The following is a 24,833-nucleotide window of genomic DNA, read 5'->3' on the forward strand; positions in this document are numbered from 1 at the left end:
AGAAAAAAGAAATATTTAAAAAAAATTATACTGTAGAAAAAAAAATGAACAACCTCTCTCAAATAATTCAACAATACAAAACAGATAAAGAAAGTGTTCACAATACATGGTTTGTCGATAATGACCAGCGATTAAAAGCATTTCGCACTATCCGTCGTGGTGTTTTACAAGTCATTGATGATATTAAAAGTAAAACTTTCCCAAACGATTTCAAGGGCAGTAGCTTAGAATTTGTATTGAGTTGCATCGCTGAACAAAAACAAATATTTGTTGGTGTGGCGCATCCTTTTTATTGGAAACCCAAATTACGAATTCCAGATATTTACGAAAACCAAAACAACAAAATCGCTTTTGGCCAATTTCTCGAAAACTGTATTAATGCCAAAACCGAAGAACAGGTCGTAAAGGAAATTGTAAGATTGGATAATTTAAAAATAAAGGGGTTGGGCCCTGCTGTAGCCAGTATTTTATATTTCTTGCATCCAACTTGGTTTCCGCCATTTAATACAGCTATTCTCAATGGATTTAACTTTTTATTCAAAGACAAAAAGAAATTAGGCAGTTGGTCAGAATACTTAAAAATTAGAGAAACCTTAATTGAAATCAACAGTAAACATAAATCAGAATTATCTAACGATTTAGGAGCAATAGCAGGATTATGTTTTGAAATCGGAACGCAAAAAATGCTTATCGGTAATGATGAATATTTGAGTGAAGAAGAACGTAATAAGTTTGAAAAAAATATCTTAAAACGCCAAAAAGAAATACAGGAGGAAAAGCAAGAAGAAAATCTTCACAATGAAATGCAATACCATTTATTGAAAATTGGAGTTTCATTAGGTTTTGATGTAACCCCAGCGAGTAATGATAAAAGCAAATCATTCAATGGTCAAAGCTTCTCATTTATTTCCATCAATAAGTTTCCTGAACTGCCTTGTGATAAAGATACCCAAAACACAATAAAACTTATTGATGTTCTTTGGTTTGAAAAAGGGACAAATAATATAATTGGAGCATTCGAAGTAGAGAAAAGCACGAGTATTTATTCGGGAATTCTCCGCCTATCCGATTTATATTTTAGTATTTCTGATGGCGATGAGGTTTTCTATATCATCATTCCAGACAGCAGAGAGAAAGATGTAATCCAACAACTCAACAGACCAGCAATAAAAAATTCAAAAATGATTATTAAATACATATTGTTTTCCGAATTGAGAGCCAATTGTGATGCCATTTGCAAATTTGGTTCTGACCATTCCATTATGGATAAAATTGCAAAATCAATTTAAATCCAAGTTAATCATTTACCAGATTATATCCATTTCAAACAACATGGGCACCCGAGAGCTTTAGCTCGAACAGGCGAAGCAATCAAGCGGTCTCACTCCGCTCGTTCGCTTTGTTCCGTTCGGCTGTTCCAGTCGGTGCACAAGAACCAATTTATATTCTAGGAATGTTCGTAATCTTATTCTTTGAAAATTTCTCTCAAGTCATAGCCTAATGCATAAATTAGTTCTGCAATGGTATTTACGGAGCAGTCTCTTATTTTACCTTTTTCGATATTTCCGATTCGTGTTGCCGAACATTTGTTTTTATATACTTTAATAGATAATGCTGTTAGGCTTAACTTCTGTTTTTTCCGCTCGTTGTAAATGAATTTACCAATTGCTTCTTGAATGGTTTCTTTTGACATGACTAAATAAGTTGTGGGATTAGATAATTAAAATTATATAATTTATATTATAACCTATACGTATCCGTATTGTGGTCAATAAAATCTTGGATTGCTTTATAAGATTCCTCTTTTGTCATTTCTAACCTTTTGATTTTCCGATCCTGAAACATCCGAAATACTTCAAGGCTTTCTTCTGAAAATTCACCATCATTCTTTTCTGGAAATTTTTCGGTATATGATATAGTACTTTCAGTTACTGTATTTGATTTTGTTCTTAATTCAATATATACATCTGCCAAATCGGTTCCTTTTGGGTAATCCCTATTTTCTATAAAATCATTCACTATTATCTTGAAACCCTTTTTATTTAGCTCAATTGCTTTTTGCACCCAATCATCATATTCCCCTTTATCAGGGAAAGCAATAATGGTGCAATGCTTAATTGGTTTCAATAAATCATATTTAAAACTACCTTTATTTCCTCCTGATACCCATGTAATTTCACGCTTAACCATACTCATTATAAAGAGTGTTTTATAAGCTTCTACAAAAGCTACTATCTTAGTGTTTTCGTTGATTAAATGCAATCCACATAAACAACGATCATCTTTGAATTTCCATAACTTCAAACTAACTCTCATAGAGGTTATGTCAGCATCGCCATTTTCCAGGTAAGAACGTTTACCTGTTTCTGGATCATATTCCATCACTTGGCCGTAGACCGCTTTCCATTGTTGGTTAACTTCCCAAAACACTACTTTTCCTCCCCATGTGCCGACAAAATATTTATTGATGTTCTCAATTATTATGTCATCAGGAAATAGTTTTCTATTGAATTTGATAAAATTACTTATAGCATCATCCAATACGGTACTTTCCACCAATTCAGGACTGTAATAAGTTGGGGGTAAAGGAATTTCTTTTTTATATTTTATATCAATTGGCTCAACTATTGTACCAACATCAGGAAAAAAAGTTTTACAGCAACTATGACAATGTCCATAATCTGTATAACCTTCAAAGGGAACAAATTTTCCATCTTTATTACTTTTTCCACAACGGCAATATTTTACTAAATTTCGTCTTTTGCTAAGTTTTAGATTTCTCATAAGTTTAACGGTTTAAACTAGTTTATTAAACTTCAAATTCAAGGTTTAGGGTTTAGGTGTGTATATAGCTTAAACCTTAAACCGATAAATTTTTTTTTTGAACTTTGTATTATCGGTTTAAGGTTTGATACCTATATACACCTAAACCTTAAACCGATAAAATTTTAATATTCTCCAAGAGTGTAGGGACCTTTATTGTCTTCCTGAATTAGCCAACCTTTGTTATAGCACTCAGTCGTTAAAATCTTAATACGATTATTGCCTATGTCCTTATTAAATTGATTCTTTAAAGCAAGCTTTATTTGGATGATCAATTGTCCATATTTAAATTCTTTATCCTGGCTAAATACTTCAGTTAATAATTTATATTTTTGATAGTCTTCTAAATCTGTTGGGTTAAAAGAACTGGATGTTCTTTTAATTGGCAGTTCATCCATTGGCACCAAAAAAGGTAGACCGTCTTCATCAATCTTAAAAGCAAAATTTTCAGGCTCACGGTTTCTGCATTGTTGGGTTTCAACTATTGAAATTTCTTTATCATTCTCCAAGGCAGTAACAGAAAGAACTATTTCCGCCTTGTTAATCAATTCAGTTCCAATATGTCCCCTTGCATTATTATCGCCTTTATTTTGGTGCAATACGGTTAAAATATAAATATCCCTTTCCTCTGTCCACTTCAATAACTTCGTAGCTATCATTGTCGCTTCCGTCTCATCATTAATGGAGGTCACTAAATCTTTAATTCCATCAATTACAACAAATCCGATTTTATCATTTAAGTAAATTTCTAATTCGACAAATTGCAACCTTTCGGCTGGACTTAAACTTCTTAAATTAAATGCATGTAAGTTCGCAGGTTCGTCTACATTAATTAGCTTGCATATACGCTTGACAGCGTTCTGAACGTGATATTTGCTTTGCTCCGTATCAATGTAGAGAACTTCATTTTTATTGCTTGGTAGATGGCTTTTGAATCGATTCAGCAAGCTTCGGTTGTTGTTTAATGCTGTTGCCAATGCTATTCCAATAAAAAATGTTTTTTTGGACTTGGCTTTGCCAGTTATTAACCCAAAATTGCCCATAGTTCCAAAAATATCTTCCCCTGCGTTTTTTGAGCTACTAAGACTCCAAGCGATTTTTGGGGGCGGAATTTTTTCTTTTAAGTCAATTTTGAATTTAAGTCGATTAAGTAAGTGTAGTTCAACAACTTGATTTTCACTTAAATTACTATTCATTGCTTCATCAATAGCAGTGCTAAGCTCATTTAAATCATTAAATTTTGTATCTTTGATAGGTCGATTTACCAAAGATTTCTCTGGGCTATTAGTATTATCCGTACTCATGGCCCTTATTTATTTAGTGGAATTAAGCTGGCTTCGATTTCTGAACGTAAGAAGTAAACGCGGGAGCCAATCCCTAAGGGATTAAGTTTTTTGGACTTGCACCAATTGTGAACCGTTGACAAATCCACGTCAAACATTTGAGCCACTTGTTGACGTGTCAAATATTCTGCGGGTTGTACTGGTTTGAAGTGTTTTAAAAATTCGTCTAATTTGCTGTCAACTCCTGCCATTAATTTGGCTTCTAGTTTTTCTGCGTCGTACTGGATAAATTGAACTGTTGCACTCATAACAATTTGATTAAAAATTAATATGGTGCAATATTATTTATATGGTATGTGGTTGTAAATCAATACGTAGATTACATATCAATTCCGTAAATTCCGTATTGAAATCGTATTATTTTGAGAAGTTTTTTAAGTCAAGATTCTCAAATCCGATAAAATAATCACGGAGTAAGTTTAGGTATTTTTGTTGCTTGCCGTATGGCTTTCCTGCTATTATTTTGTAGTAGTTGTAAAATATTTTGACAATTCTGTTTTGTGTTTTAAGATTAAAACTCATTTTCTCCTGTGGTATTTTCATTTTTTCGAAAGCCAATTCTAAAAATAAATTTAAATCATTGGCTGATAAGTATTTTGTATCAACAAGGTTTTTTTTAAAATATTCATAAACTATGGTTTCATTTACGCTGTCGAATTGGTTTGCAAATTCAAATGATGGGGTGTTAGACAAATCAGGAGGTTCGGGGCGGTATCTGTCTAACGGTTCAAAGCTAAAATTCTCAAAACATTCTTCAATAAATTTAAAATCGTTATTGCATAAAATTACATTTGTATAAGTTGTTTTTCCGTTTACTTTCTTTACCGTTTCGGGGATTAAAAATTCCATATCAATATAATACCAACCATTTTTGAGATCATCAATCTCTTCTTGCGTAAGCAATGGTAGTTTTTTTCTTATTTCTTGTGTTTTTTTTTCACAATATATCCTTAACGTTTCTACTGCCTTTTGACACTGAAACAGAAATTCATCATTTGTAACGAAGTATTTTATTTGGGCAACTTTTTGGCTTCTCATTAAAATTTGACGAAACAATTTTTTTCGGACTTCGTTTCGTGGTTCCTTAGTCACACTACCAACCATAAAGATTGTTTCAAAATAGGTTTCCCCTATAAGTCTTAAGTAATCTGATTCTTTCATTTTTCTGTCCTAGTGTTATAAATAGTACTTTCATTTCAGGAGCCTTGTCTTTGTGTATGTCGCTGTAAAACTTCATAAACAAAACGGCATTTTCGTCTGTGTCCTCTGCTATTTACTCTAATTTTAAGTTTATTTTATTCGTTGGTTCCGTTTTTTATAACTGTAAATTGTGGTTTTGGTTCTTGCTCTGTTTTTTTTTGCTCGGCCTCCCTTTGTTTTTGTATAAGATCAGAAAACTTCATAAATAAATCGGCATTTTCGTCGGTGTCCTCCGGGGCATTTATGTAAACGCGGAAGATGGATTCTTTGGAATGTCCGGAAATTCCCATTAATACAGGTGTGGGTATTTTCTTATAGTAGTTGCTACAGAAGGAGCGCCGAAACGAATGCGTGGTTATGAGTTTATATTTTTCGTATTCCTTGAATTCTTTGCGCCCGGTCTTTGCATCAAATATTTTGCCCTCTGTCATTTGATTAATTTTGGCAATCTCACATACTTTTTTGATATGGTCGTTTAGTTTTTGAGTTGAAATTTTATAAGGGAAACTATTTTCGAGTAGGTCAATGATGTACGGGGATATTATTCCAATTGTAACGGCTTTCTTTGTTTTCTGCTGAATTAAATCTAAATACATTTTCCCGTTTTTGTATCGAATATTGTCTTTTGTAATGTTAAGCAAATCCCCACCACGTTGTCCAATCTCGCACCCAATCAAAAGCCATTTTCGGGCGTTTTGATAGGCTTCACTTGTTATGTCTGCTTTGCGTATTTCGTCCAATTCATTAAAAGACAATGTTTGAATATATCTGTCGTCATCGCTTTCAGATACTATGTTAATTTGCTTTGCATACGAATTAACTTGTATGCCTTTCTTTTCAGCTTCATTGCAAACGGTCTTAATGTTTGCAATATGCTTTGAGGCTGTGTTTACAGCGTACTTTTTGGTTTTGAGTAACCAACGTTCAAATCCATCTATAAATCCCTGAGTAATGTCTATAAAATGAATTTTCTTTTTAGTTTTTTTTTCGTATTCACTGAGCATTTGTTTGGTTGATATAAAACTGTTTTTTCTGCTCAAAGAAATACCGTGTTTAAAACCTCCCTTAACTTTTACTTTCCGGGTGTCTGCATTGTCAATTAAGTCTTGAATGTAATTTGTGATCAATCCCTCGTCAGTTTTTTTTACACGGTTGAAACACTCTTTAATTTTTGTTTCTAACCAAAAATTATCAATTACAACACTTTCACTCATGACGGCGTTAATGCTGTCAAAAAGGAACGATTCTAGTTTTTTGAGGTTGTTAAAGAGAAGTTTGTTTTCTGCGGTGTTCTGTTTGGGACGATCGGTATTGTCGCTCCAGTCTTTTGGATTGATTGTAAATCCAGTGCTTACCTCAATCATATTTCCACGTCCAAGGGAGGTGTAAACTTTTATTGAAACATTTTTGTTTGCTGAACTTCTTAATCTGAAATTAATTGATGCCATATTTTAACTTTGAACGGTTGAACAATTCAAAGATATTCAATATGTAGGACGTTTCCAAAAGTTGCCAAACATTTGCCAAACATTTTTACAATTCCTTTAAATTTTATTCCATTTCATTCTGTAAAAATTTGGTTGAGTTTTTGTTGTAAACTATTGAAATTGAATAATTTTATATGTGTTTTTGTCTGTTTTTGTAAAGTTTGTAAAAAGCGCCAAATCGAATGGTTTCTATTCCGGCTCCGGGTACAAAACCTCTTCGAAAGAAGAGGTTTTTTTGTTTTAAATGGCTTTCTAAATATTTTATTACGAGGAAAATACAATCCAATCGATAAATTTTCTATATTTGATTATGTTTTTTTTAACCTGTAATTGATTATCAAAAGAATGTTGTGGATTCTTTCGGTTTTGTAAAGGTTTTTTGTGAACCAAAAAATGATTTTGTATCTTTTTTAATAATTGCAGATTATACTGTTGTTAAAAAATTTCAGATTTTTTATAAACCCAAATTCTTTGTTTTTAGTGAGTTACCTGCGTATTCAATAAAAAATAAAACGGATTCTTATTTTTTTAATACTTTTTTAATAAATTTCAAGTTATTATCGAGTTCTTTGTATAAACAATTTTCTTTTAATTTTAATACTATTATTTTTATGAAAAAAATATCCTTATTTTTCGTTTTTGCATTATTTTGTTGTGCAAGTGTTTTTGGTCAAGCTAGAAAAGAATTAAATTTTGGGCTTATTGGTATTAATTATGAAATTCCAGTTTCTAGAGACATTACGATTGCTCCAGGTGTTGGAACCGATTTTAACTTAGATTGGATTAATCTGGGTGTAAAAGGGAACTACTATTTTGATCATGCATTTGGTATTTCTGATCCTGCATGGGATGTTTACGGAGGATTGAATCTTGGTTACTCAATCTACAATGGTGATAATGATCATGATAATAGTAGTGATTTAAACCTTGGACTTCAAGTAGGAGGACGTTGGTTCTGGAATGATAAATGGGGGCTATATGTTGAGCTTGCCGGTGGAAACATTTCTGGGTTTTCTCCTGCAATTGGCTTGACCGTGAAATTATAACAGCCGGTAACGATGGTATTGAACCTGAGAGAAATCTCAGGTTTTTTTGTGCTTTTTTTATTAGATTCTTTTAATAGGGTACAGATGTCACGTATTAAACAGATTGGCACAGATTTTAAAATGCGTTGTAAACCAAAATTCAGAAATAAAAAACCCCGAAAGTATGAGGCCTTGCGGGGTAAAAAATTAACAAATGTTTATTTTTAAACTAAATGTTCAACCAGAAGCAACAGTCTGATAAGGGTTTTTATTATTTAACTGAAAATTTGAAAGTTGTTTTTGTTTTATAAGTTTCTCCCGGACTTAAAACTGTAGTCGGGAAATTTTTTTGATTTGGCGAATCCGGATAATGCTGTGTTTCTAGACAAAAACCGGTTCTATGAGCGTAAGTTCCTCCATTTCTCATAGGCAAGGTTCCGTCAAGGAAGTTACCAGAGTAGAACTGAATTCCAGGTTGGTCTGTGTACACTTCCAAAAGTCTTCCGTTTGCAGGGTAGTAGGCAGAAGCAACCAAACGATCTCCTTTGTTTTGATTATTTAATACCCAGCAATGGTCGTAACCCAATCCTTTTTTCAATTGATCGTCATTGGCATTGATGTCTTTTCCAACTAATTTTGGTTTTCTGAAATCGAATGGCGTATTGGTTACATCAGTCAATTGTCCTGTTGGGATAAGCGTTGCATCTACAGGAACCAATTTATCGGCATCAATCATGATTTCGTGATCCAAAATTGGTTTAGTGAAATCAGATGACAGGTTAAAATACGAATGTTGTGTTAAGTTTACCACCGTTTTCTTGTCGGTTGTCGCTTCATAGGATACGTCCAACGCATTGTCTTTGTTCAAAGTATAAGTTACATAAACGGTTAAGTTTCCTGGATAACCTTCTTCCATATCTTTGGCAACATATTTTAATTTCAATGAAGCGGTGTCTCCACCTTTGGCTTCTTCGGCGGTCCAAACCACATTGTGGAAACCTAGAGGGCCTCCGTGCAAAGCATTTGGCTCGTTGTTGATTGCCAATGAATATTCTTTTCCGTCCAAAGTGAATTTTCCTTTTGCGATTCTGTTTCCAAATCTTCCGATAAGAGCTCCAAAATACGGATTGTCTTTTTGGTATTGTTCCAATGAATTAAAGCCAATTACCACCTCCTCGGATTTACCGTCTTTGTTAGGTACTTTTAGGGAAGAAATTCGGCCACCAAAAGTGATGATGCTAACTTCCATTCCTTTGTGGTTTTTAAGGGTATATTGGTCTATTTGTACACCTTTATCGGTTTTTCCATATACCGATTTTGCTATAGATACTGAGTCTGCAGCATTGGCCTCAAGAGCAGTTTCTGCTCCATCCGTTTTTTTTTCTCCTTTACACTGTACATTCATACTTGCTAAACTTAAAATGGAAATTCCATAAATACAACGTTTTACTAGATTCATAAATTATTTGGGTTTTTAGTTAATTAAAAGACTAAAAGTAAAAGCCCTAAAGTCAAAAGTATAAAAATTAAATTCTATTTTTCGGACTTTAGGGCTTTATTGTTTCTGTTAAAAATTACAGACCGTGTTGAAACAAATGGAAGTACGCTTCATTTGCGTTAAGCGTATCTTTAAAGTTTCGGATAGTCGTATTGTTATCAATAACCACTAATTCGATTCCGGCGATATCAGCAAAATCTTCCATAAATTCTGTTGTTACCGCTTGGCTGTAAACCGTGTGGTGCGCTCCACCGGCAAGAATCCAAGCTGTGGCAGCTACGTCAAGGTTTGGTTTACAATCCCACAATACACGGGCTACAGGAAGTTTTGGCAAATCGGCCATTGGTTTTACTGCAGTCACTTCGTTTACGATTAATCTAAAACGAGTTCCCATATCTACCAATGATACGTTGATAGCATCTCCAGCTGGAGAATTGAATACCAAACGAGCTGGGTCTTCTTTTCCTCCAATGCCTAGCGGATGTACTTCGCAAGCTGGTTTTCCGTCAGCGATAGATGGACAAATTTCCAACATATGTGATCCCAAAACATACGATTTTTGAGGGGTAAAGTGATAGGTGTAATCTTCCATGAATGAAGTTCCTCCTTCAAGTCCGATGTTCATTACTTTTAACGCTCTAACCATTGCAGCAGTTTTCCAGTCTCCTTCTCCTCCAAAACCATAACCATCGGCCATTAAACGTTGTGTTGCAATACCTGGTAATTGTTTCCAGGCACCAAGGTTTTCAAAAGTATCTGTAAATGCTCCGAAACCGCCTTCTTCTAAGAAAGCTCTCAATCCCAATTCGATTTTTGCAGCATCAACCAAAGATTGTCTTTTGGCTCCGCCTTCTTTTAAATCATTTGTTAAGTTATAAGATGCTTCGTAAACTGCCAATAAATCAGCTAATTGTTTGTCTGTTACTTTTTCGATATGTTTTGTAACATCCGAAGAATCATAGCCATTAACAGAAACTCCAAAACGAATTTGAGCTTCTACTTTATCACCTTCGGTAACGGCAACTTCACGCATATTGTCACCAATACGGGCTACTTTTAGGTTTTGCAATTCGTTCCAGCCCAAAGCAACTCTTGTCCAGTTACCCAATTTGGTCAAAACACGGTCTTCTTGCCAATGTCCTACAATTACCTTGCGTTTTTTACGCATTCTTGACATCATGAAACCAAATTCTCTGTCTCCGTGAGCCGATTGATTTAAGTTCATGAAATCCATATCGATGGTTGCCCATGGAATTTCTGCATTGTATTGTGTGTGTAAATGACATAATGGTTTGTTTAAAATTTTCAAACCACCAATCCACATTTTTGCTGGAGAGAAAGTGTGCATCCAAGTGATGATTCCAATACAGTTTTTGGCTGAATTTGCCTCCAAACATAAATCTAATACTTGTTTAGGCGATTTTAAAGTGTCTTTGCAAACTACTTTTACCGGAATTTGAGCCGCGTCATCAAATCCTTTTGCCATAATTGCAGCGTGTTCCGCTACTTTTTTTAATGTTTCTGGTCCGTATAACTCTTGGCTTCCTACTACAAACCACACTTCCTTTTGAGATATATCTATTTTCATCGTTATTATGTTTATTGTTTATCGTTTATTGTTTGTTGTTTATCGTTTGTCGTTTGAGGATTTATGAAGATTGTATTTTAAAACTATAAACCATAAACCCAAAACTATAAACTCATTATTGTCCGTAATACGAATCTTTTCCGTGTTTGCGTTCGTAATGCTTTTTGATTAATGAATCCTTCAATCGTGGGGCATTCGGATTGATTTGCAAAGTTAGGTACGCCATTTCAGCCACAACTTCAAGAACTTTACTGTTGTAAACCGCTTTGGCAGCATTTTTTCCCCAAGCAAATGGACCATGATTTCCTATCAGAATCATTTCGACTTCTTCGTAGGAAAGGTTTTTTTCTTTGAAACAATCCAAAATCTGAATTCCGGTATTGTGCTCATAGTTTCCTTCAATAAGCGCGTCGGCCATCGGCGGAGCACAAGGAATATCGGCGGTTAAATGATCGGCATGAGTGGTTCCAAAAATGGGAATGTCACATTGTGATTGCGCCCAGGCCACAGAATAGGTTGCGTGGGTATGTGCCACACCGCCAATGTTTGGCCAGTTTTTGTACAAATAAGCATGTGTTTTTGTGTCCGAAGAAGGACGCATGTTTCCTTCGATGATATTGTTGTCAAAATCGACAATTACGATATCTTCTGGTTTCAAATCCTCATAAGGGACGCCGCTTGGTTTGATGGCAAAAACGCCATTTTTGCGGTCAACGGCACTAACGTTTCCAAAAGTGTAAACTACTAGATTCAATGCGTTCAACTGCATATTTGCCTCGTAGCATTCCTGTTTTAAATCTTTATATATAGAGCTCATTGTGTTGTTTTTTAATAGATGGATCGGCATAAGCACTTAATTGTTCGTAGGCCAAAAGCAATTTGTTGTAAGCGGCAACTTTGTCTAGTTGTGGGAAATATTCGCTTTCAAAAGGGCTTCCCATTTTTTGGCTCGCTTCAATTACGTTTGGATAAATTCCGGCGGCAACTGCAGCATAAATGGCAGCTCCCAAAGCAGGAGCCTGATCGGATAAAGCTACTTTGATTGGTTTGTTGAGTACATTGGCCAAAGTCTGCATGATAAATGGGGATTTGCGTGCAACTCCTCCAATTCCGATTACGGTGTCAATTCGAACGCCTTCTTCCTCAAAACGATCAACGATTTTCTTGGATCCAAAACAAATGGCATTAACCAATGATTTGAATACATGAGGTGCTTTGGTTCCCAATGATAAATTTGAAATAGCACTTTTGAGTTCCTGATTGGCATCAGGAGTTCGTCGCCCGTTAATCCAATCCAAGGCAAATGGAATACTTTCGGTCAATGGAATTTTTTCAGCTTCAATAGTTAATTCTTTGATAAGATTATTACTGATTTCCGCTTTCAATTGTTCTTTTTGTTCGTTGGTCAAAAGGGTAGAAGCAGTCAATAAATTTTCGGTTGGCCAAAGTAATAATTCTTTGTACCAAGCCAATACATCTCCAAAAGCAGATTGCCCCGCTTCAAGACCTATGTATCCCGGAATTACGGATCCGTCAACTTGTCCGCAGATACCACGAACGGTTTTTGTTCCAATTGATTCTTTGGTGTCCACGATAATATCGCAGGTTGAGGTTCCCATAACGCGAACCAAAGTATGCTCCGCAATTTTGGCTCCTACTGCACCCGAATGGGCGTCGAATGTTCCAACTGCAATAACGGTATCTGTTGAAAGTCCCAATCGGGTTGCCCATTCTTGGTTTAGATTTCCTGCAACCAAGTCTGAAGTATAAGTTTCATCATATAAATTTCCGCGAAGCGTTGCTAAATATGGATCTAATTTTTCCAGAAATTCAACGGGAGGTAAACCGTTCCAGTCTTCATGCCACATCGCTTTGTGACCTGCTGCGCAACGGCTTCTTTTGAATGATTTTAAATCTTTATTGTCGATTAACAGATACGTCATCAAATCGCAATGTTCCATCCAAGTGTATGCCGCTTGTTTTACCGCTTCGTCTTCTCTAGCAACATGTAGAATTTTTGCCCAAAACCACTCTGATGAATAGATTCCTCCTTCGTATTTGGTAAAATTTTCTCCACCCCAATTGGCTGCTAATTCGTTGATTTCGTTGGCCTCGTTTATGGCTGTGTGATCTTTCCATAACACCATCATGGCATTTGGATTGTGTTCAAAACCTTTGGTCAAAGCCAATGGAGTTCCGTCTTCGGCAACTGGCACAGGAGAAGATCCAGTGGTGTCAATACAAATGCTTCGAATCAAAGTAGAATCGACTTTGCTGTTTTCTACCACATATTTTATCGTTGTTTCCAATCCTTCGATATGATCTAATGGATGCTGGCGAAATTGATTTATTGATGCGTTACAATATTCTTTGTTTTTCCATCGCTTGTAATCACAAACGTTTGAGGCCAATTCCTGTCCATTTTCAGTGTCTATCAACACTGCACGTACAGAATCTGAGCCATAATCTAATCCTATTACATAATTTTTCATCACAAATCTTTTAAATTACGGACAAATATAAAAATAATTATTTAATAAGTGTATAAAAAACACTTAATTTATTTCTATCGTAACTTTAATTTAAGATTAAGGTTGCAAAGAATGTTAAACACGTCTTTTAAAATATAATATTTGATAAGTGTTTTTGTGTTTTGTTTATTTCTGTTCATCTATCCAAACTTTCATTTTTCCAATGCCTCTGTTTGACCAGGAATAATACGGAATAGCTTTTAGTTTGGAGTTTTGGATGGCATTTACTCCCTCCAAAAGGTTGTTTTCTTTGGTTACTTTGAAAGTGTCATGGGGTGCAATCGTGATTTTGTCAAAGGCGGTTGCGTTGTCAATTTCCTCGATAGCATACACAATCGGGCCGTATTCCAAAGCCACTTTTCCAATGTTGTTTTCTACTTTGGTATTGGTCACTACTTGTTTTACCTCCATTAGGAAATTGAGATTGATGATGTCGCCTTTTTTCCATTTTCGGGTAATGGTGAAGTAACCTTCTTTTTCTTGAGAGAGGAGAGGAGTGCCGTTTATTGTCAGGGAAGAAACTGCTGCTGATGCCGACTTATAACTGTATAAATCTCCTGGTAAAACTTGGTTTCTTGCCCATCCCGGAACTCTTAATTTGATAGTGAATTCACCTTCTTTTTTTGGAGAAACGGTCAATGTAATCTTTCCATCCCAAGGATAATTGGTTTGTTGTGCGATTTGCAATTCGGTTTTGTCCAATGTGATTTTTGCTGTATTCGAAGCATATAAATTTACGTACAATGTGTTTTTGCCTGTAGAATAAATCAATCCAGGAATTGATGGAATAAAACGAATCAAATTCGTTGGGCAACAAGAGCAGTCAAACCAGGATTGGCGGGTGCAAGCTCCTCGGTTGAATTTATAAACCCCGTCCGATTCTAAGGCATTTGGGTAGAAAAATTGTTTTCCGTCCAATGATAATCCTGAGATTAAACCGTTGTATAAAGAGCGTTCAATTACATCAAAATATTCAGAATTTCCGGTTTGGTTGTGCAATCTGTGGTTCCAATATACATTTCCAATTGCCGCGCAAGTTTCATTATAGGCTGTGAGATTTGGCAATTCGTAGTTTTTACCGAAGGCTTCACCTTCATGTTTGGCACCAATTCCACCAGTGATGTACATTTTTTTGTTGACCATATTTGTCCACAAATTATTCACTGCATTTTGGTAGTCATTGTCATTGTATATTGCGGCAATATCGGTCATTCCTGCGTACATATACATAGCTCGAACAGCGTGGCCTACTGCTTCTTTTTGTCGAATCACTGGAATATCGTCTTGCGAGTAAGCACCATACAACTTATGATTTTTCGGATTTCCTCTGTTGTCAAGGAAGTATTTGGCTAATTTCAAATAGGATTTATTGTTGGTAATTCTGTAGAGATTGACCAAACCTGTTTCTACAATCTGGTGACCGGGTACACCATGAACCTGATCGGGATTGTCGCCAAAAGCGCGTACCAGCATATCGGCAGTTTTGATGGCGATGTCAAGAAAATTTCTTTTTCCGGTGGCTTCAAAATGAACTACTGCAGCTTCTATCATGTGTCCGGGATTGTACAGCTCGTGGCTAATTTGAAGGGATTCCCAACGTTTTCCTTCAATGACAGGAACCCATTTTGCAGGTGGTTTGGCCGGATTAATGGTTCTCCACGTCGTTAAATAGCCGTCTTTTTCCTGCCCCACTTTGATAATCGCAATAAGGGAATCTAATTTTTTTTCCAGTTTTGGATTAGGTTCGCTGATTAGGGTATTCGAAGCGCCTTCGATTATTTTGTAAACATCGGTGTCGTCAAATGGCATTTGTCCTTTTACTTCTCCCTTCATTTTTCCGCCAGCAATCAGGAAATTGTCCAATCGACCTTCTTCCTCACATTTATGGATGGCATAATCGATGGTTTTTTCCTGTACTTTTTTAATGATTGGTAACCAAAAAGCATCTGTTATTTTTACATTCCGGATGTTTACGGGGGTGATGATATATCCTGTGTTTTTTGTATCCTGTTTCTGTGCATTTAGTTTACCTAAAAGGGGAAAAAATATGATGAAGAAGTACAAGAGATGATTTTTTAAATTCGAAAGTTTCATAAATGGTGTTGGTATTTCGAAAAATAGATTTCTTAAGTTAAGTTTTGTGTTTTCTCGCAAAGGCGTAGAGGCGCAAAGTTTGGAACCTATTTCTTTGCGTCTTATCGCCTTTGCGGGAGTTATATTTAGAACTTAAATAATTTTTTTGTGTTTGCAATTTGTCCTTTAAATCATAATTTGGGTTTATTTGCCTTCGAGCATAATAACAGAAAAAGGAGGGATGTTAATTTCAAGTTTTCCTTTTTTGTTTGCAAAATCTTTAAAAACTGTTGGAACAATTTTATTTGGTGTTTCAAATGAATTATAATCTTGCAGTTTGGCTGAAGTTATAATCGTTCCGGTTACGTTTTTAATACCAAGTTCATTAACATCGAGCTCAATTTTATTGTTGTTTTTTGCATCGACATTTACCAATGAAATGTGTACCGCTCCGTTTTTGTCCTTAGAAGCCGAAGCCGATATAGCGGGAAGCGTTTCTCCATTCACGGTATATAAAGGCGATTGAAAACTAACCGGCAATAATTTTGCATCCTGGTGAACGCTGTACATTTTCATGATATGATAAGTAGGCGTCAAAATCATTTTGGTTTTATCAGTAAGGATAACTGCTTGCAAAACGTTTACGCATTGTGCTAAATTTGCCATACGAACCCTATCGGCGTGATTGTTAAAAATATTAAGGGTAGATCCTGCCAAAACTGCATCTCTCATGGTGTTTTGCTGATACAAAAAACCAGGATTTGTTCCATTTACAACTTCGTACCAGCCTCCCCATTCGTCAACAATCATGGCTACTTTTTTTTGAGGATCGTATTTGTCCATTATGGCAGAATGTTTTGTAACCAATTCTTCCATTTTCAATGCTGATTTCATAGTTTTGAAATATTGTTCTTCGGTATAATTGACACCGTCTCCCTTTTTATTCCAATTGATTACAGCATAATGATGAACTCCAACGCCACCCAACATATTTAGCGGAATGTTTTTCATCAATACTTCGGTCCAGTTATAATCGGCGCTGTTTGATCCCGAAGCAATGCGGGTAATACCGCCCGTGTTTTCCCAATCCGATATGAAAGTGGCAAATTTTCTGTATTCTCCAGCATAATATTCGGCGGTCATATTCCCTCCACAACCCCACGCTTCATTCCCAATTCCCCAATATTTTACTTTCCAGGGTTCTGTTCGTCCATTTTTTTTACGCAAATCACTCATCGGGCTTTTGCCGCTAAAATTGGTGTATTGCACCCAGTCTGATAATTCTTGTACAGTCCCGCTTCCCACATTTCCAGAAAGATAAGGTTCTGCACCTAGAAGTTCGCACATGTTCAGGAAATCGTGGGTTCCAAAACTGTTATCTTCGGTAACGCCACCCCACCATTTGTTGACGATAGTTGGTCTGTTTTCTTTTGGACCAATACCGTCTTTCCAGTGATAGGTATCTGCAAAACAACCTCCCGGCCAACGGAGATTTGGGATTTTTAAATCTTTTAAGGCAGCGATAATATCATTACGAACTCCGGCGGTATTGGGAATTTTGGAAGTATCGCCCACAAAAAATCCGCCATAAATGCAACGTCCTAAATGTTCTGCAAAATGCCCATAGATGTTTTTGTTGATAGTTGGCGTGTTTTCAGTGTTTTTTATGGAGATTACGGTAGTTTCTTTTTGGGCAAAAGTGTTTTGACAACAAAGTGCAACAATTGATAAGAATAGTAAGGTTTTTTTCATGATAGTTTAATTCTTAAATAGACAATTTCGGGGAATCCTCAATCAATTAGTGGTTAATTTAGTAATAGCAATCAGTTTACATATAATTTAAAATAAGTGTTGTTTTAACATTTGTAAATGTAATTAAAAAAAAATCACAAAAACAAATTAATTTTGTGTAAAAACGGTGAAATAGAAGCGGATATCGCAAAAAAAGCTTGAATATTTTTTTACGTTTTCAAAGTTCTTCAGTTTTTGTAGAAATCAGAATTGTTCGTTGTTACTTTTTTATTTTGCCCATTTTTTGAGGTTTTATTTGATTTTTCGTATAAAAATTAAAATTTTCAAACACAACAAGGATATTTCAGAGATAGCTTGTTTTTGTTTTATTAGTGTAAAAAGCACATTAATAAAAATTTGGTAGTTCTGAGGAAGTTCTTATATTTACCGTAAATTTTAAATGTAAAGATGCTAAATAGTTATAGTACTGTAGATAAAGTAATTCTAGCGGTGGATTGTATTATTTTCGGCTTTGATGAAGTAGATGGTTTAAAAATTCTTTTGATAAAAAGAGATTTTGAACCAGAAAGAGGGAAATGGTCATTGATGGGTGGATTTCTTAAAAAAGAAGAGGTGTTGGATGATGCCGCCATTAGGGTGCTGAATACTTATACCGGTTTACAGGACATCTATATGGAACAACTGTATACTTATAGTGAGATAGATCGTGACCCTGTGGAAAGAACCATATCGGTGGCTTATTATGCCTTGATTAATATTGAAAATCATAATGCGGAATTGATTCAGAATTATCACGCCAAATGGTTTAGTGTCTCCGAAGTGCCAAAATTGATTTTTGACCATGACAATATGCTAGAACACGCCATCAGAAGATTGAGATACAGAACTTCGATGCGTCCGGTAGGTTTTGAACTTTTGCCAGAAAAATTCAAAATGAGTCAGTTGCTTAAATTGTATGAATCGATTTTGGACAAGAAAATAGATAAAAGAAACTTTATCAGCAAAATCAATTCCTTGGATATTTTAATAAAATTAGACGAGAAAGACATGACTTCGTCTAGAAAAGGTTCCTTTCTCTATACTTTTGACAAGGAAAAATACGATGCAAAACTTTTGAATAATTTTGCAGTCAATTTTTAGAAAGCATTAGAATCCTAAACAAAAAAGGGAGCTTCTGTAGTGGAAGCTCCCTTTTTTGTTTTCCTCGCAAAGGTTGGAGACGTTGCCATGCAACGTCTCTACGGTTTAGAAAACCTATTTCTTCTTTGCTTTAATGCGATAAACAGTAAACGAATAGGCGGGTAATTCGGTATTCGTTAATTCTGAAACGGAACAAATCGAAGTTGTCGGTTTTGCGTTTTTGTCATTTGGGTCTCCTTTCAAAACGGTTTTTAGAGCTTCTTTGTTTTCCAAACCATAATTTTTTAAATCGAATGAAGATTTTACCACTACCGGCAATAAGTTAACGAGTTTCACAATAAGGTCGTCTGTTTTGGAATCTCTGACAATTGATACGGCGATACGATTTTTTACATTCTCCTGATTGTTAGAAAGGGCTGTTTCTGTCGGGATGTATTGGTCACCGGAATTTTGTCCGTAGAGTTTTTGCACTTCGTAGCCCACCGTTGGTCTCACTTCGGTATTGTTGAAATAAATCAGGTTGGGATTCCATTGTGTATGCTTGTCTTTGGCCAATAGCGGCGCATACGAAGACATACTCACCACATCACCATTGCGTTCAATCGAGGTGAGGTACAACGCTTCGGATAAGGCGGTTTCTATATTGTTGGGTTTCCCTGGCAGGTGCGCAGCATATTCGCCTAGATAGACTTTGGGTTTGGAACGATCATAACTGTCGTAATAATCCTGATTGTAGATAAACCAGCCAGGAGGTTGGTAGTAGTGTTCGTCCACCATAGGCACATTGAGTTTTGTTGCGATATCCCAGCCTTCCTGATAATCGGTTCCTTCAAAAGTTGGGCCTACGGTTCCAATAACGGTTATTTCTGGGTATTTTTCCTTGATAGCTTTAAAGATCATGGTAAAACGTTCTTCAAAAATATCAGTAATCAAATCTTCATTTCCAATACCGATGTATTTTAAGTTAAATGGTTTTGGATGTCCGGCTTCTGCACGTTTTTTGCCCCATTTGGTCGTTATATCTCCATTGGCATATTCCACTAAATCGAGAATATCCTGTACATATTCTTTCATTTCAGACATTGGAATTCCGCATTGTTGTCCGGCGCCACCTGTAGATGAATTTTGGCAGGGAACACCGGCAGCGATTACCGGCAGTGGCACAGCTCCAATATCTTCGCAAAATTGGAAGTATTCAAAATAGCCTAAACCGACAGTTTGATGATACCTCCAAAGGTTGCGCATCGGTTTTCTGCTTTCAAGCGGACCAATGGTGTTTTTCCATTTATAAATATTATCCAATCCGTCGCCGTGGGCAACACAGCCACCGGGGAAACGAATGAATTTGGGCTTCAGGTCGGCAAGAGTTTGAGCCAAGTCAGCTCGCAATCCATTTTTGCGTCCTTTAAAAGTTTTTTGAGGAAAAAGCGAAATCAAATCCAAATCTAATGTTCCTGTCATTTGCGGAACAATTTCCAGATTGGCATCGGCAATAGTTGTTTTGGAGGTGATGATTGTGTTGTATTTTTTCCAGTCCTTGCCAGCGGTTGGGATTGCTGTTTCCCCGTATATTTCGCCATTTTTTCCTGTAAACCGAATAAGAAGTTTTCCTGGTTTACCTTTAGTGCTTCGGGCAAATACAGAGAAATCGTATTTTTCACCTGCTTTCACTGGAATGCCGTCAAAACCTTCATTGACTAATGCCGTTCCAGTTTGGTTGATGGTCAGTTTTGCATAATGTTTGTTGTTGGGATGAATAGGGTTTATAGAATCAATAACAAATTTTGATGTTTCGCCTTTCAGACTCCAGGCTTTGGTACTGTTCCAGGTTTTGTCCCTGCCTTTGGTGTCGGCAATGATATATTCAAAATCCCTGTTTTGAATCAGTTCTGCATACAAACCGCCATCTGCGGCATAATTGATATCTTCAAAAAAGATTCCTATCAACGAATTGCTGATTTTTTTGCTTTTTGAAGCATCAACCGTAAATTTTGCCTCGACAGGTTTTAAGTCGGTAAAACGCTCATTGTCTGTTTTGGTAGTTTCCGACCAAAGTTGGTTTCTATAGACAGATGTTTGTTGGGTTTTAATCAGTCCTTCGACAACGCTCCAGGCCACTTTGTTGATTGAACCTGTTTCGGATTTGCCGGAAATTATAACATTTTCGCGGGTGTTTTTATGTTCGGATAGGGGAATGTTTTTGGTTTCCGAGAATTTCTTGAAATCTTTGGTTGTTGTGCAAAAAGCTATTGTTTCACTTTGAAGATTACTCAACCAACTGATGGTATATTCGTCTTTTTCTTTGTTGTAAGCCACTTCGAGGTTCAGGCAGTTATTGTCGTTCATGACAATAGGATAGGATTGACGTCCCCAATAAAGAAGGTCTTTGGACGAAGCATGTGCAAAAGTTCCGTCTTTTTCATTCAGGCTCCATAAACAATGCCATAATCCGTCGGCGCCGGGAAAGAGAATAGGAGCGACCATTCTTTTTTGGGAACCCCAAGCTCCGTAATCCGAATGGATGTAGTGGTATTCCGGGCCTATGGGATGCCAGTTGATTTTGTCGGTGCTCCAGGCAAAATGAAGGCCGTCAAAAGTTTTTCCATTGGAATAAGAGAAGATATAGGCTTCAGTCGGATTTTTAGCGAAAGCGGAAACTGCCGTAAAACATACAATCAATAAACCCAGAAAGTATTTTTTTTGTTTTTGAAATTTGAAAAAAGTGTTCATGTCGTATTAATATTTTCTAAGGAGACCAAAAAAAGGATTGTTTTTTTACCATTAAGAGATTAAGAAAATTAAGTTTTGAGCCTTAATGAATCTTAATTTCTTAATGGTTTTAAGAGAAAACAATTTTGTTTTAAGTTGAATTAAGCAATAAAATAAATTTCACAAAGGCACACAAAGGAAACACGAAGATTCGCAAAAGAAAAAGTACCTTATTGAAAACGATTTTAAAAATTTCGCGGAACTTCGTGTTTCTTTGTGAAATAAATTATAATACAGATTTTAGGTTTAAAATTTGATGTCGCAGTTCCATTTGTCAGCCAGTTTTTGGGCTTCTTTTTTGGTAATTTGAATTACAGACGGATGTTTAGGAATTGTGAAATTAGTCGATTTCATCACGCCTTCATTGAAGTGTCCCAAATAGTTAAAATTCACAAAATCCGAAGTTTCACTGAACCCGAAATTATGCGGGTTGATGCGATAGATGTCATAGATAAGCATCCATTTGTCCTTGCCAATGATTTTGTAAACGTTTGGAGCTTCGCATCCTACTTTTTCGCCATCAACGCGTTGCGGATTGAGTTGATAACCACTGTTAACCGAGTCCGAAATGGCTTGTTCGATATGCGAACCGCCATTGTGCGACGCGATAAGCATGTGGTATTTATTACCCACCTTAGTAATGTCGGCATCGATGTATTCTTTGCCATCCGGATATTCTAAGATAGGTTTTGGCAAGGTTTCCAGTTGCGTAAAATTCTTGTTCATATAGGAATAATACACTTTGTTTTTTTGGTTGCCAAAGTGCATGGTAAAGTATATCATCGTCTTTTGGGCTTTATCGTCATAGATAAGTTCGGGAGCCCAGGCACAGCCAATGTCTGCCAATTCCGGAAAAGCTTTGTCCACACGAAGAACGGTGTGCGACCAATGGATTAAATCGGGCGATTTCATAAGTACAATTCCGCGGTTGTTGCCCCAGCCGTATTGCTTGCCGTCACGTTCCCATTCGGTGTCTCGGTAGCCTGCCTTTTGGGCATAAATATGCAAATCGGTTAGCGCCATATAAAACAAGCCGTTTGGAGCACGATATATGTATGGATCGCGAATCCCTTTTTGTTCCGAGATGGTGTCGCCGGCTATAACGGGTTTGGCATTGTTTACATCGGTAAAGCTGTAACCGTCTTTACTCAACGCCATATAGAGTGCATGGGTATCATCTTTAAAATAAACCATCAGATATGCGCCCATGTCTTTTTCTTTGGGAAATTTTGCTTTTTGTGCCAAAGCAATACTTCCGGCCAAAATCAGTATGCTGAAAGTAAGTAGAAAATTAAATTTTTTCATTTGTGGTAATGTTGGTTTTTTTTTGAACTTGATAGTTATTAGGGAATGTGATTTAGAACAGAAAAATAAGTGTAAAAATCACATTTACAAATATAGATAAAATTGTTTCAGAAAAACAAATGAGAAAAAAAGTATTACAATGAATTTCTGATAATCAGCGCACTTCTGTTTTCGATATGTTCTTTTTTTCCGGTAAGAACCATTTGGGCGAGTAGTTTTCCCATGGCGGTAAAATCGGTGGAAATGGTGGTAATTCCATAAGAAACCACTTTTTTCAGTGGGGTTTCATTGTAGGATATAATTCCAAAATCAGTTCCCAGTTTTAATTTTTGCTTTTGGGCTTTTTCTATTACCCGAACCAAATCCCTGTCATTTGGGATAATGTAAACCCCTCCAAGGGTTATTTCATTGTCTGTAAATTCGTTGATAATTTCGTAATCAATGGAATATTTTGCGCAAAAATTTTCAAAACCGGCCTTCATTCCCAATGGTTCTCTAAAGCCCGGGAAAATCATAATGAATTTTTTATACTTGTCCAGTCTTGTTTTTCCTTTGTACAAACCCTCAAAGATGTCCTTTTTGTGATTTTGGTAGATGGCAGGATACGATTTTAGTTCGTCATTGGTTTGGTCGAGAATGATAATTTCGTTAGCTGGTAGGGTTTCAATCATCGATGCTACTCCGGGTAAATTAGTCGGCATAATGATGTATTTGGTGTAATTTCCATTACTGTCATTAATCAATTTTTGAAAGACCTGAACATTGAAATGGTGAAAGAAAATATCTACTTGAACGTTCTTTCCGATGTGTTGCAGAAACGAATTGTAAAGGTCTTCTTTGAAGCTGTTTAGCTCATCAAAAAGCAAAAATATTTTCTGTTTTATATTGGTTTCCAGACTCTTTACATAGTAGCCTTTCCCAGGAATGGCGTAGACAATACCTCTTTTTTTCAATTCGTCATAGGCCAGTAAAACAGTGTCGCGCGAGAGCGAAAAATCAAGGCAGATTTTATTTACCGATGGAAGTTTTTCGTCTTTATTCAACAGGCCTTCTTCAATAGTTTTTTCTATCGAAAAAATGATTTGTTTGTACTTTGGAATACCGCTGTTTTTCTGAACGTTAACAATTTTCATGGCGACCTTTTTTACAAAGATACAAAAACTGGTAGGTACTGGTATGTAGTATCAATTTTTTATCTCTATTTTTGTTTCCGACATTTTACAAAATGTTAAAAAAAAGAGTCAAAATAAAATATATATCACATTTAATTTATCCTAAAATGAAATTATTTGGAAAAACACCCGATGGAAAAGAGGTGAATTCGTATGAATTAATAAACAGCAAAGGAGCAAAGCTGGAAGTAATTAATTATGGTGCAACTGTTTCTTCCTTGAAGATTCCTTTGAAAAACGGAGAATTAGTCGATGTTGTTTTGGGATTTGACAACCTGGAAAATTATATAAACTCTTTTGATTTGCCAAGTGCACCTTATCTTGGTACGACTGTTGGGCGTTATGCTGGCCGAATCAATAATGCTGTTTTTACTTTGAACGGAGAAACCATTCATTTGGAAAAAAATAACAATGGAAATTCCCTGCATGGAGGAGATAATAATTTCAGCAAAAGGGTTTGGGACGTAAAAGCGGTAAACGAAGGCAGTAATCCTTCTATTACTTTGACTTATTTAAGCCCAGCCAATGAAGGAAATTATCCAGGCGATTTGTCTATAGAATTGACTTATACCCTTTCTGAAGATAATGAACTGATTATAGGATATGTTGCCAAGACTACTGAGGATACTGCGGTAAACCTGACGCATCATAGTTATTTTAATTTGGACGGACATTCCGGTAGCGTGGTTAATCAGAAATTAACAGTAAATACCAAACAAGTACTGGAGGTTAAACTAGATTGTATTCCAACTGGTAGGGTTTTGGAAGTAGATAATACTCCTTTTGATTTCTTTACACAAAAAAATTGTCCAACTTCAATAGACAATACTTTTGTTTTGAAAAGTAAAGAGGAATTGGCAGCAATTCTTTTTAGCGAAAAAAATAATTTGAAAATGACCGTTTATACGGATCAGCCCGGAGTTCATATCTATGTTGGAGGAAATTGTTTTAATAAAATTAAAGGAAAAGAAAACGCAGATTATCATACGTTGAGCGGTATTTGTTTTGAAACTCAAAACTTTCCCGATGCCCCAAACCATAAACATTTTCCGAATTCGATTCTAAAAAAAGGAGATACTTACTCGCATAATACCACTTATAAATTTGAAACTTTATAAAAATTGACA

19 protein-coding genes are annotated in these 24,833 nt (G+C 36.0%); 4 read left to right on the forward strand and 15 right to left on the reverse strand.

What is annotated here, in order from left to right; all coding sequences use genetic code 11:
• The first annotated feature begins 44 nt into the window (after nt 1–44).
• Nucleotides 45–1,289 carry a hypothetical protein gene (locus EM308_RS05190; protein ID WP_035633448.1) on the forward strand — a complete coding sequence of 415 codons (1,245 nt, stop codon included), beginning with the start codon at nt 45–47 and terminating at the stop codon, nt 1,287–1,289.
• A gap of 176 nt (nt 1,290–1,465) precedes the next feature.
• Here the strand turns inward: EM308_RS05190 and EM308_RS05195 are convergent, their stop codons facing one another.
• From EM308_RS05195 to EM308_RS05220, 6 genes are all read right to left on the reverse strand, one after another.
• Complete coding sequence (locus tag EM308_RS05195) at nt 1,466–1,693, reverse strand: helix-turn-helix domain-containing protein (protein WP_035633445.1); 228 nt, start codon at nt 1,691–1,693, stop codon at nt 1,466–1,468.
• 47 nt (nt 1,694–1,740) lie between these two features.
• Entirely contained in the window at nt 1,741–2,784 is a 1,044-nt protein-coding gene (locus EM308_RS05200) for a DUF6371 domain-containing protein (RefSeq protein WP_035633442.1), read from the reverse strand.
• 164 nt (nt 2,785–2,948) lie between these two features.
• Nucleotides 2,949–4,127 carry an AAA family ATPase gene (locus EM308_RS05205; protein ID WP_051877616.1) on the reverse strand — a complete coding sequence of 393 codons (1,179 nt, stop codon included), beginning with the start codon at nt 4,125–4,127 and terminating at the stop codon, nt 2,949–2,951.
• A gap of 5 nt (nt 4,128–4,132) precedes the next feature.
• Nucleotides 4,133–4,414 carry a helix-turn-helix domain-containing protein gene (locus tag EM308_RS05210; RefSeq protein ID WP_035633439.1) on the reverse strand — a complete coding sequence of 94 codons (282 nt, stop codon included), beginning with the start codon at nt 4,412–4,414 and terminating at the stop codon, nt 4,133–4,135.
• Nucleotides 4,415–4,523: 109 nt separating this feature from the next.
• Nucleotides 4,524–5,327, reverse strand: coding sequence for a hypothetical protein (locus tag EM308_RS05215; RefSeq protein WP_035633436.1), 804 nt, complete (start codon nt 5,325–5,327; stop codon nt 4,524–4,526).
• Nucleotides 5,328–5,461: 134 nt separating this feature from the next.
• The gene (locus EM308_RS05220) at nt 5,462–6,814 is read right to left on the reverse strand and encodes a site-specific integrase (protein WP_035633433.1); all 1,353 of its coding nucleotides are present in this window, start codon (nt 6,812–6,814) and stop codon (nt 5,462–5,464) included.
• Nucleotides 6,815–7,464: 650 nt separating this feature from the next.
• Between EM308_RS05220 and EM308_RS18020 the strand changes: the two genes are divergently transcribed.
• On the forward strand, nt 7,465–7,899 hold the full coding sequence (locus EM308_RS18020) for a hypothetical protein (RefSeq protein ID WP_156101370.1): 435 nt from the start codon (nt 7,465–7,467) through the stop codon (nt 7,897–7,899).
• 250 nt (nt 7,900–8,149) lie between these two features.
• Here the strand turns inward: EM308_RS18020 and EM308_RS05230 are convergent, their stop codons facing one another.
• The 6 genes from EM308_RS05230 to EM308_RS05255 form a co-directional block, all read right to left on the reverse strand.
• On the reverse strand, nt 8,150–9,337 hold the full coding sequence (locus tag EM308_RS05230; RefSeq protein ID WP_035638607.1) for an aldose epimerase family protein: 1,188 nt from the start codon (nt 9,335–9,337) through the stop codon (nt 8,150–8,152).
• Nucleotides 9,338–9,452: 115 nt separating this feature from the next.
• Nucleotides 9,453–10,964, reverse strand: coding sequence for an L-arabinose isomerase (gene araA / locus EM308_RS05235; protein WP_035638610.1), 1,512 nt, complete (start codon nt 10,962–10,964; stop codon nt 9,453–9,455).
• Nucleotides 10,965–11,079: 115 nt separating this feature from the next.
• A complete protein-coding gene (locus tag EM308_RS05240; RefSeq protein ID WP_035638620.1) occupies nt 11,080–11,781 on the reverse strand; it encodes an L-ribulose-5-phosphate 4-epimerase in 702 nt (233 codons plus the stop codon).
• Nucleotides 11,765–13,456 (reverse strand): ribulokinase, encoded by a 1,692-nt coding sequence (locus EM308_RS05245; RefSeq protein ID WP_035638613.1) that lies wholly within the window; start codon nt 13,454–13,456, stop codon nt 11,765–11,767. Before EM308_RS05245 ends, EM308_RS05240 begins: the two co-directional genes overlap by 17 nt.
• Before the next feature lie 165 nt (nt 13,457–13,621).
• Nucleotides 13,622–15,559: a glycoside hydrolase family 127 protein gene (locus tag EM308_RS05250; RefSeq protein ID WP_035638624.1), complete on the reverse strand. Its 1,938-nt coding sequence runs from the start codon at nt 15,557–15,559 to the stop codon at nt 13,622–13,624.
• A gap of 213 nt (nt 15,560–15,772) precedes the next feature.
• Entirely contained in the window at nt 15,773–17,320 is a 1,548-nt protein-coding gene (locus tag EM308_RS05255) for an alpha-N-arabinofuranosidase (RefSeq protein WP_035638616.1), read from the reverse strand.
• 447 nt (nt 17,321–17,767) lie between these two features.
• Between EM308_RS05255 and EM308_RS05260 the strand changes: the two genes are divergently transcribed.
• Nucleotides 17,768–18,460 carry an NUDIX hydrolase gene (locus EM308_RS05260; protein ID WP_035640292.1) on the forward strand — a complete coding sequence of 231 codons (693 nt, stop codon included), beginning with the start codon at nt 17,768–17,770 and terminating at the stop codon, nt 18,458–18,460.
• Between the two features lie 114 nt (nt 18,461–18,574).
• Here the strand turns inward: EM308_RS05260 and EM308_RS05265 are convergent, their stop codons facing one another.
• The 3 genes from EM308_RS05265 to EM308_RS05275 all read right to left on the reverse strand — a co-directional run bounded on the left by EM308_RS05265 (nt 18,575) and on the right by EM308_RS05275 (nt 23,667).
• Nucleotides 18,575–21,190: an alpha-L-arabinofuranosidase C-terminal domain-containing protein gene (locus tag EM308_RS05265; RefSeq protein ID WP_035640294.1), complete on the reverse strand. Its 2,616-nt coding sequence runs from the start codon at nt 21,188–21,190 to the stop codon at nt 18,575–18,577.
• 285 nt (nt 21,191–21,475) lie between these two features.
• Nucleotides 21,476–22,534: a glycoside hydrolase family 43 protein gene (locus EM308_RS05270; RefSeq protein ID WP_051877899.1), complete on the reverse strand. Its 1,059-nt coding sequence runs from the start codon at nt 22,532–22,534 to the stop codon at nt 21,476–21,478.
• 134 nt (nt 22,535–22,668) lie between these two features.
• The gene (locus EM308_RS05275) at nt 22,669–23,667 is read right to left on the reverse strand and encodes a GntR family transcriptional regulator (RefSeq protein ID WP_035640297.1); all 999 of its coding nucleotides are present in this window, start codon (nt 23,665–23,667) and stop codon (nt 22,669–22,671) included.
• 146 nt (nt 23,668–23,813) lie between these two features.
• Between EM308_RS05275 and EM308_RS05280 the strand changes: the two genes are divergently transcribed.
• The gene (locus EM308_RS05280) at nt 23,814–24,824 is read left to right on the forward strand and encodes an aldose epimerase family protein (protein WP_035640330.1); all 1,011 of its coding nucleotides are present in this window, start codon (nt 23,814–23,816) and stop codon (nt 24,822–24,824) included.
• The last annotated feature ends 9 nt before the right edge of the window (nt 24,825–24,833 follow it).

This window comes from Flavobacterium gilvum (assembly GCF_001761465.1).
GTDB lineage: Bacteria > Bacteroidota > Bacteroidia > Flavobacteriales > Flavobacteriaceae > Flavobacterium > Flavobacterium gilvum.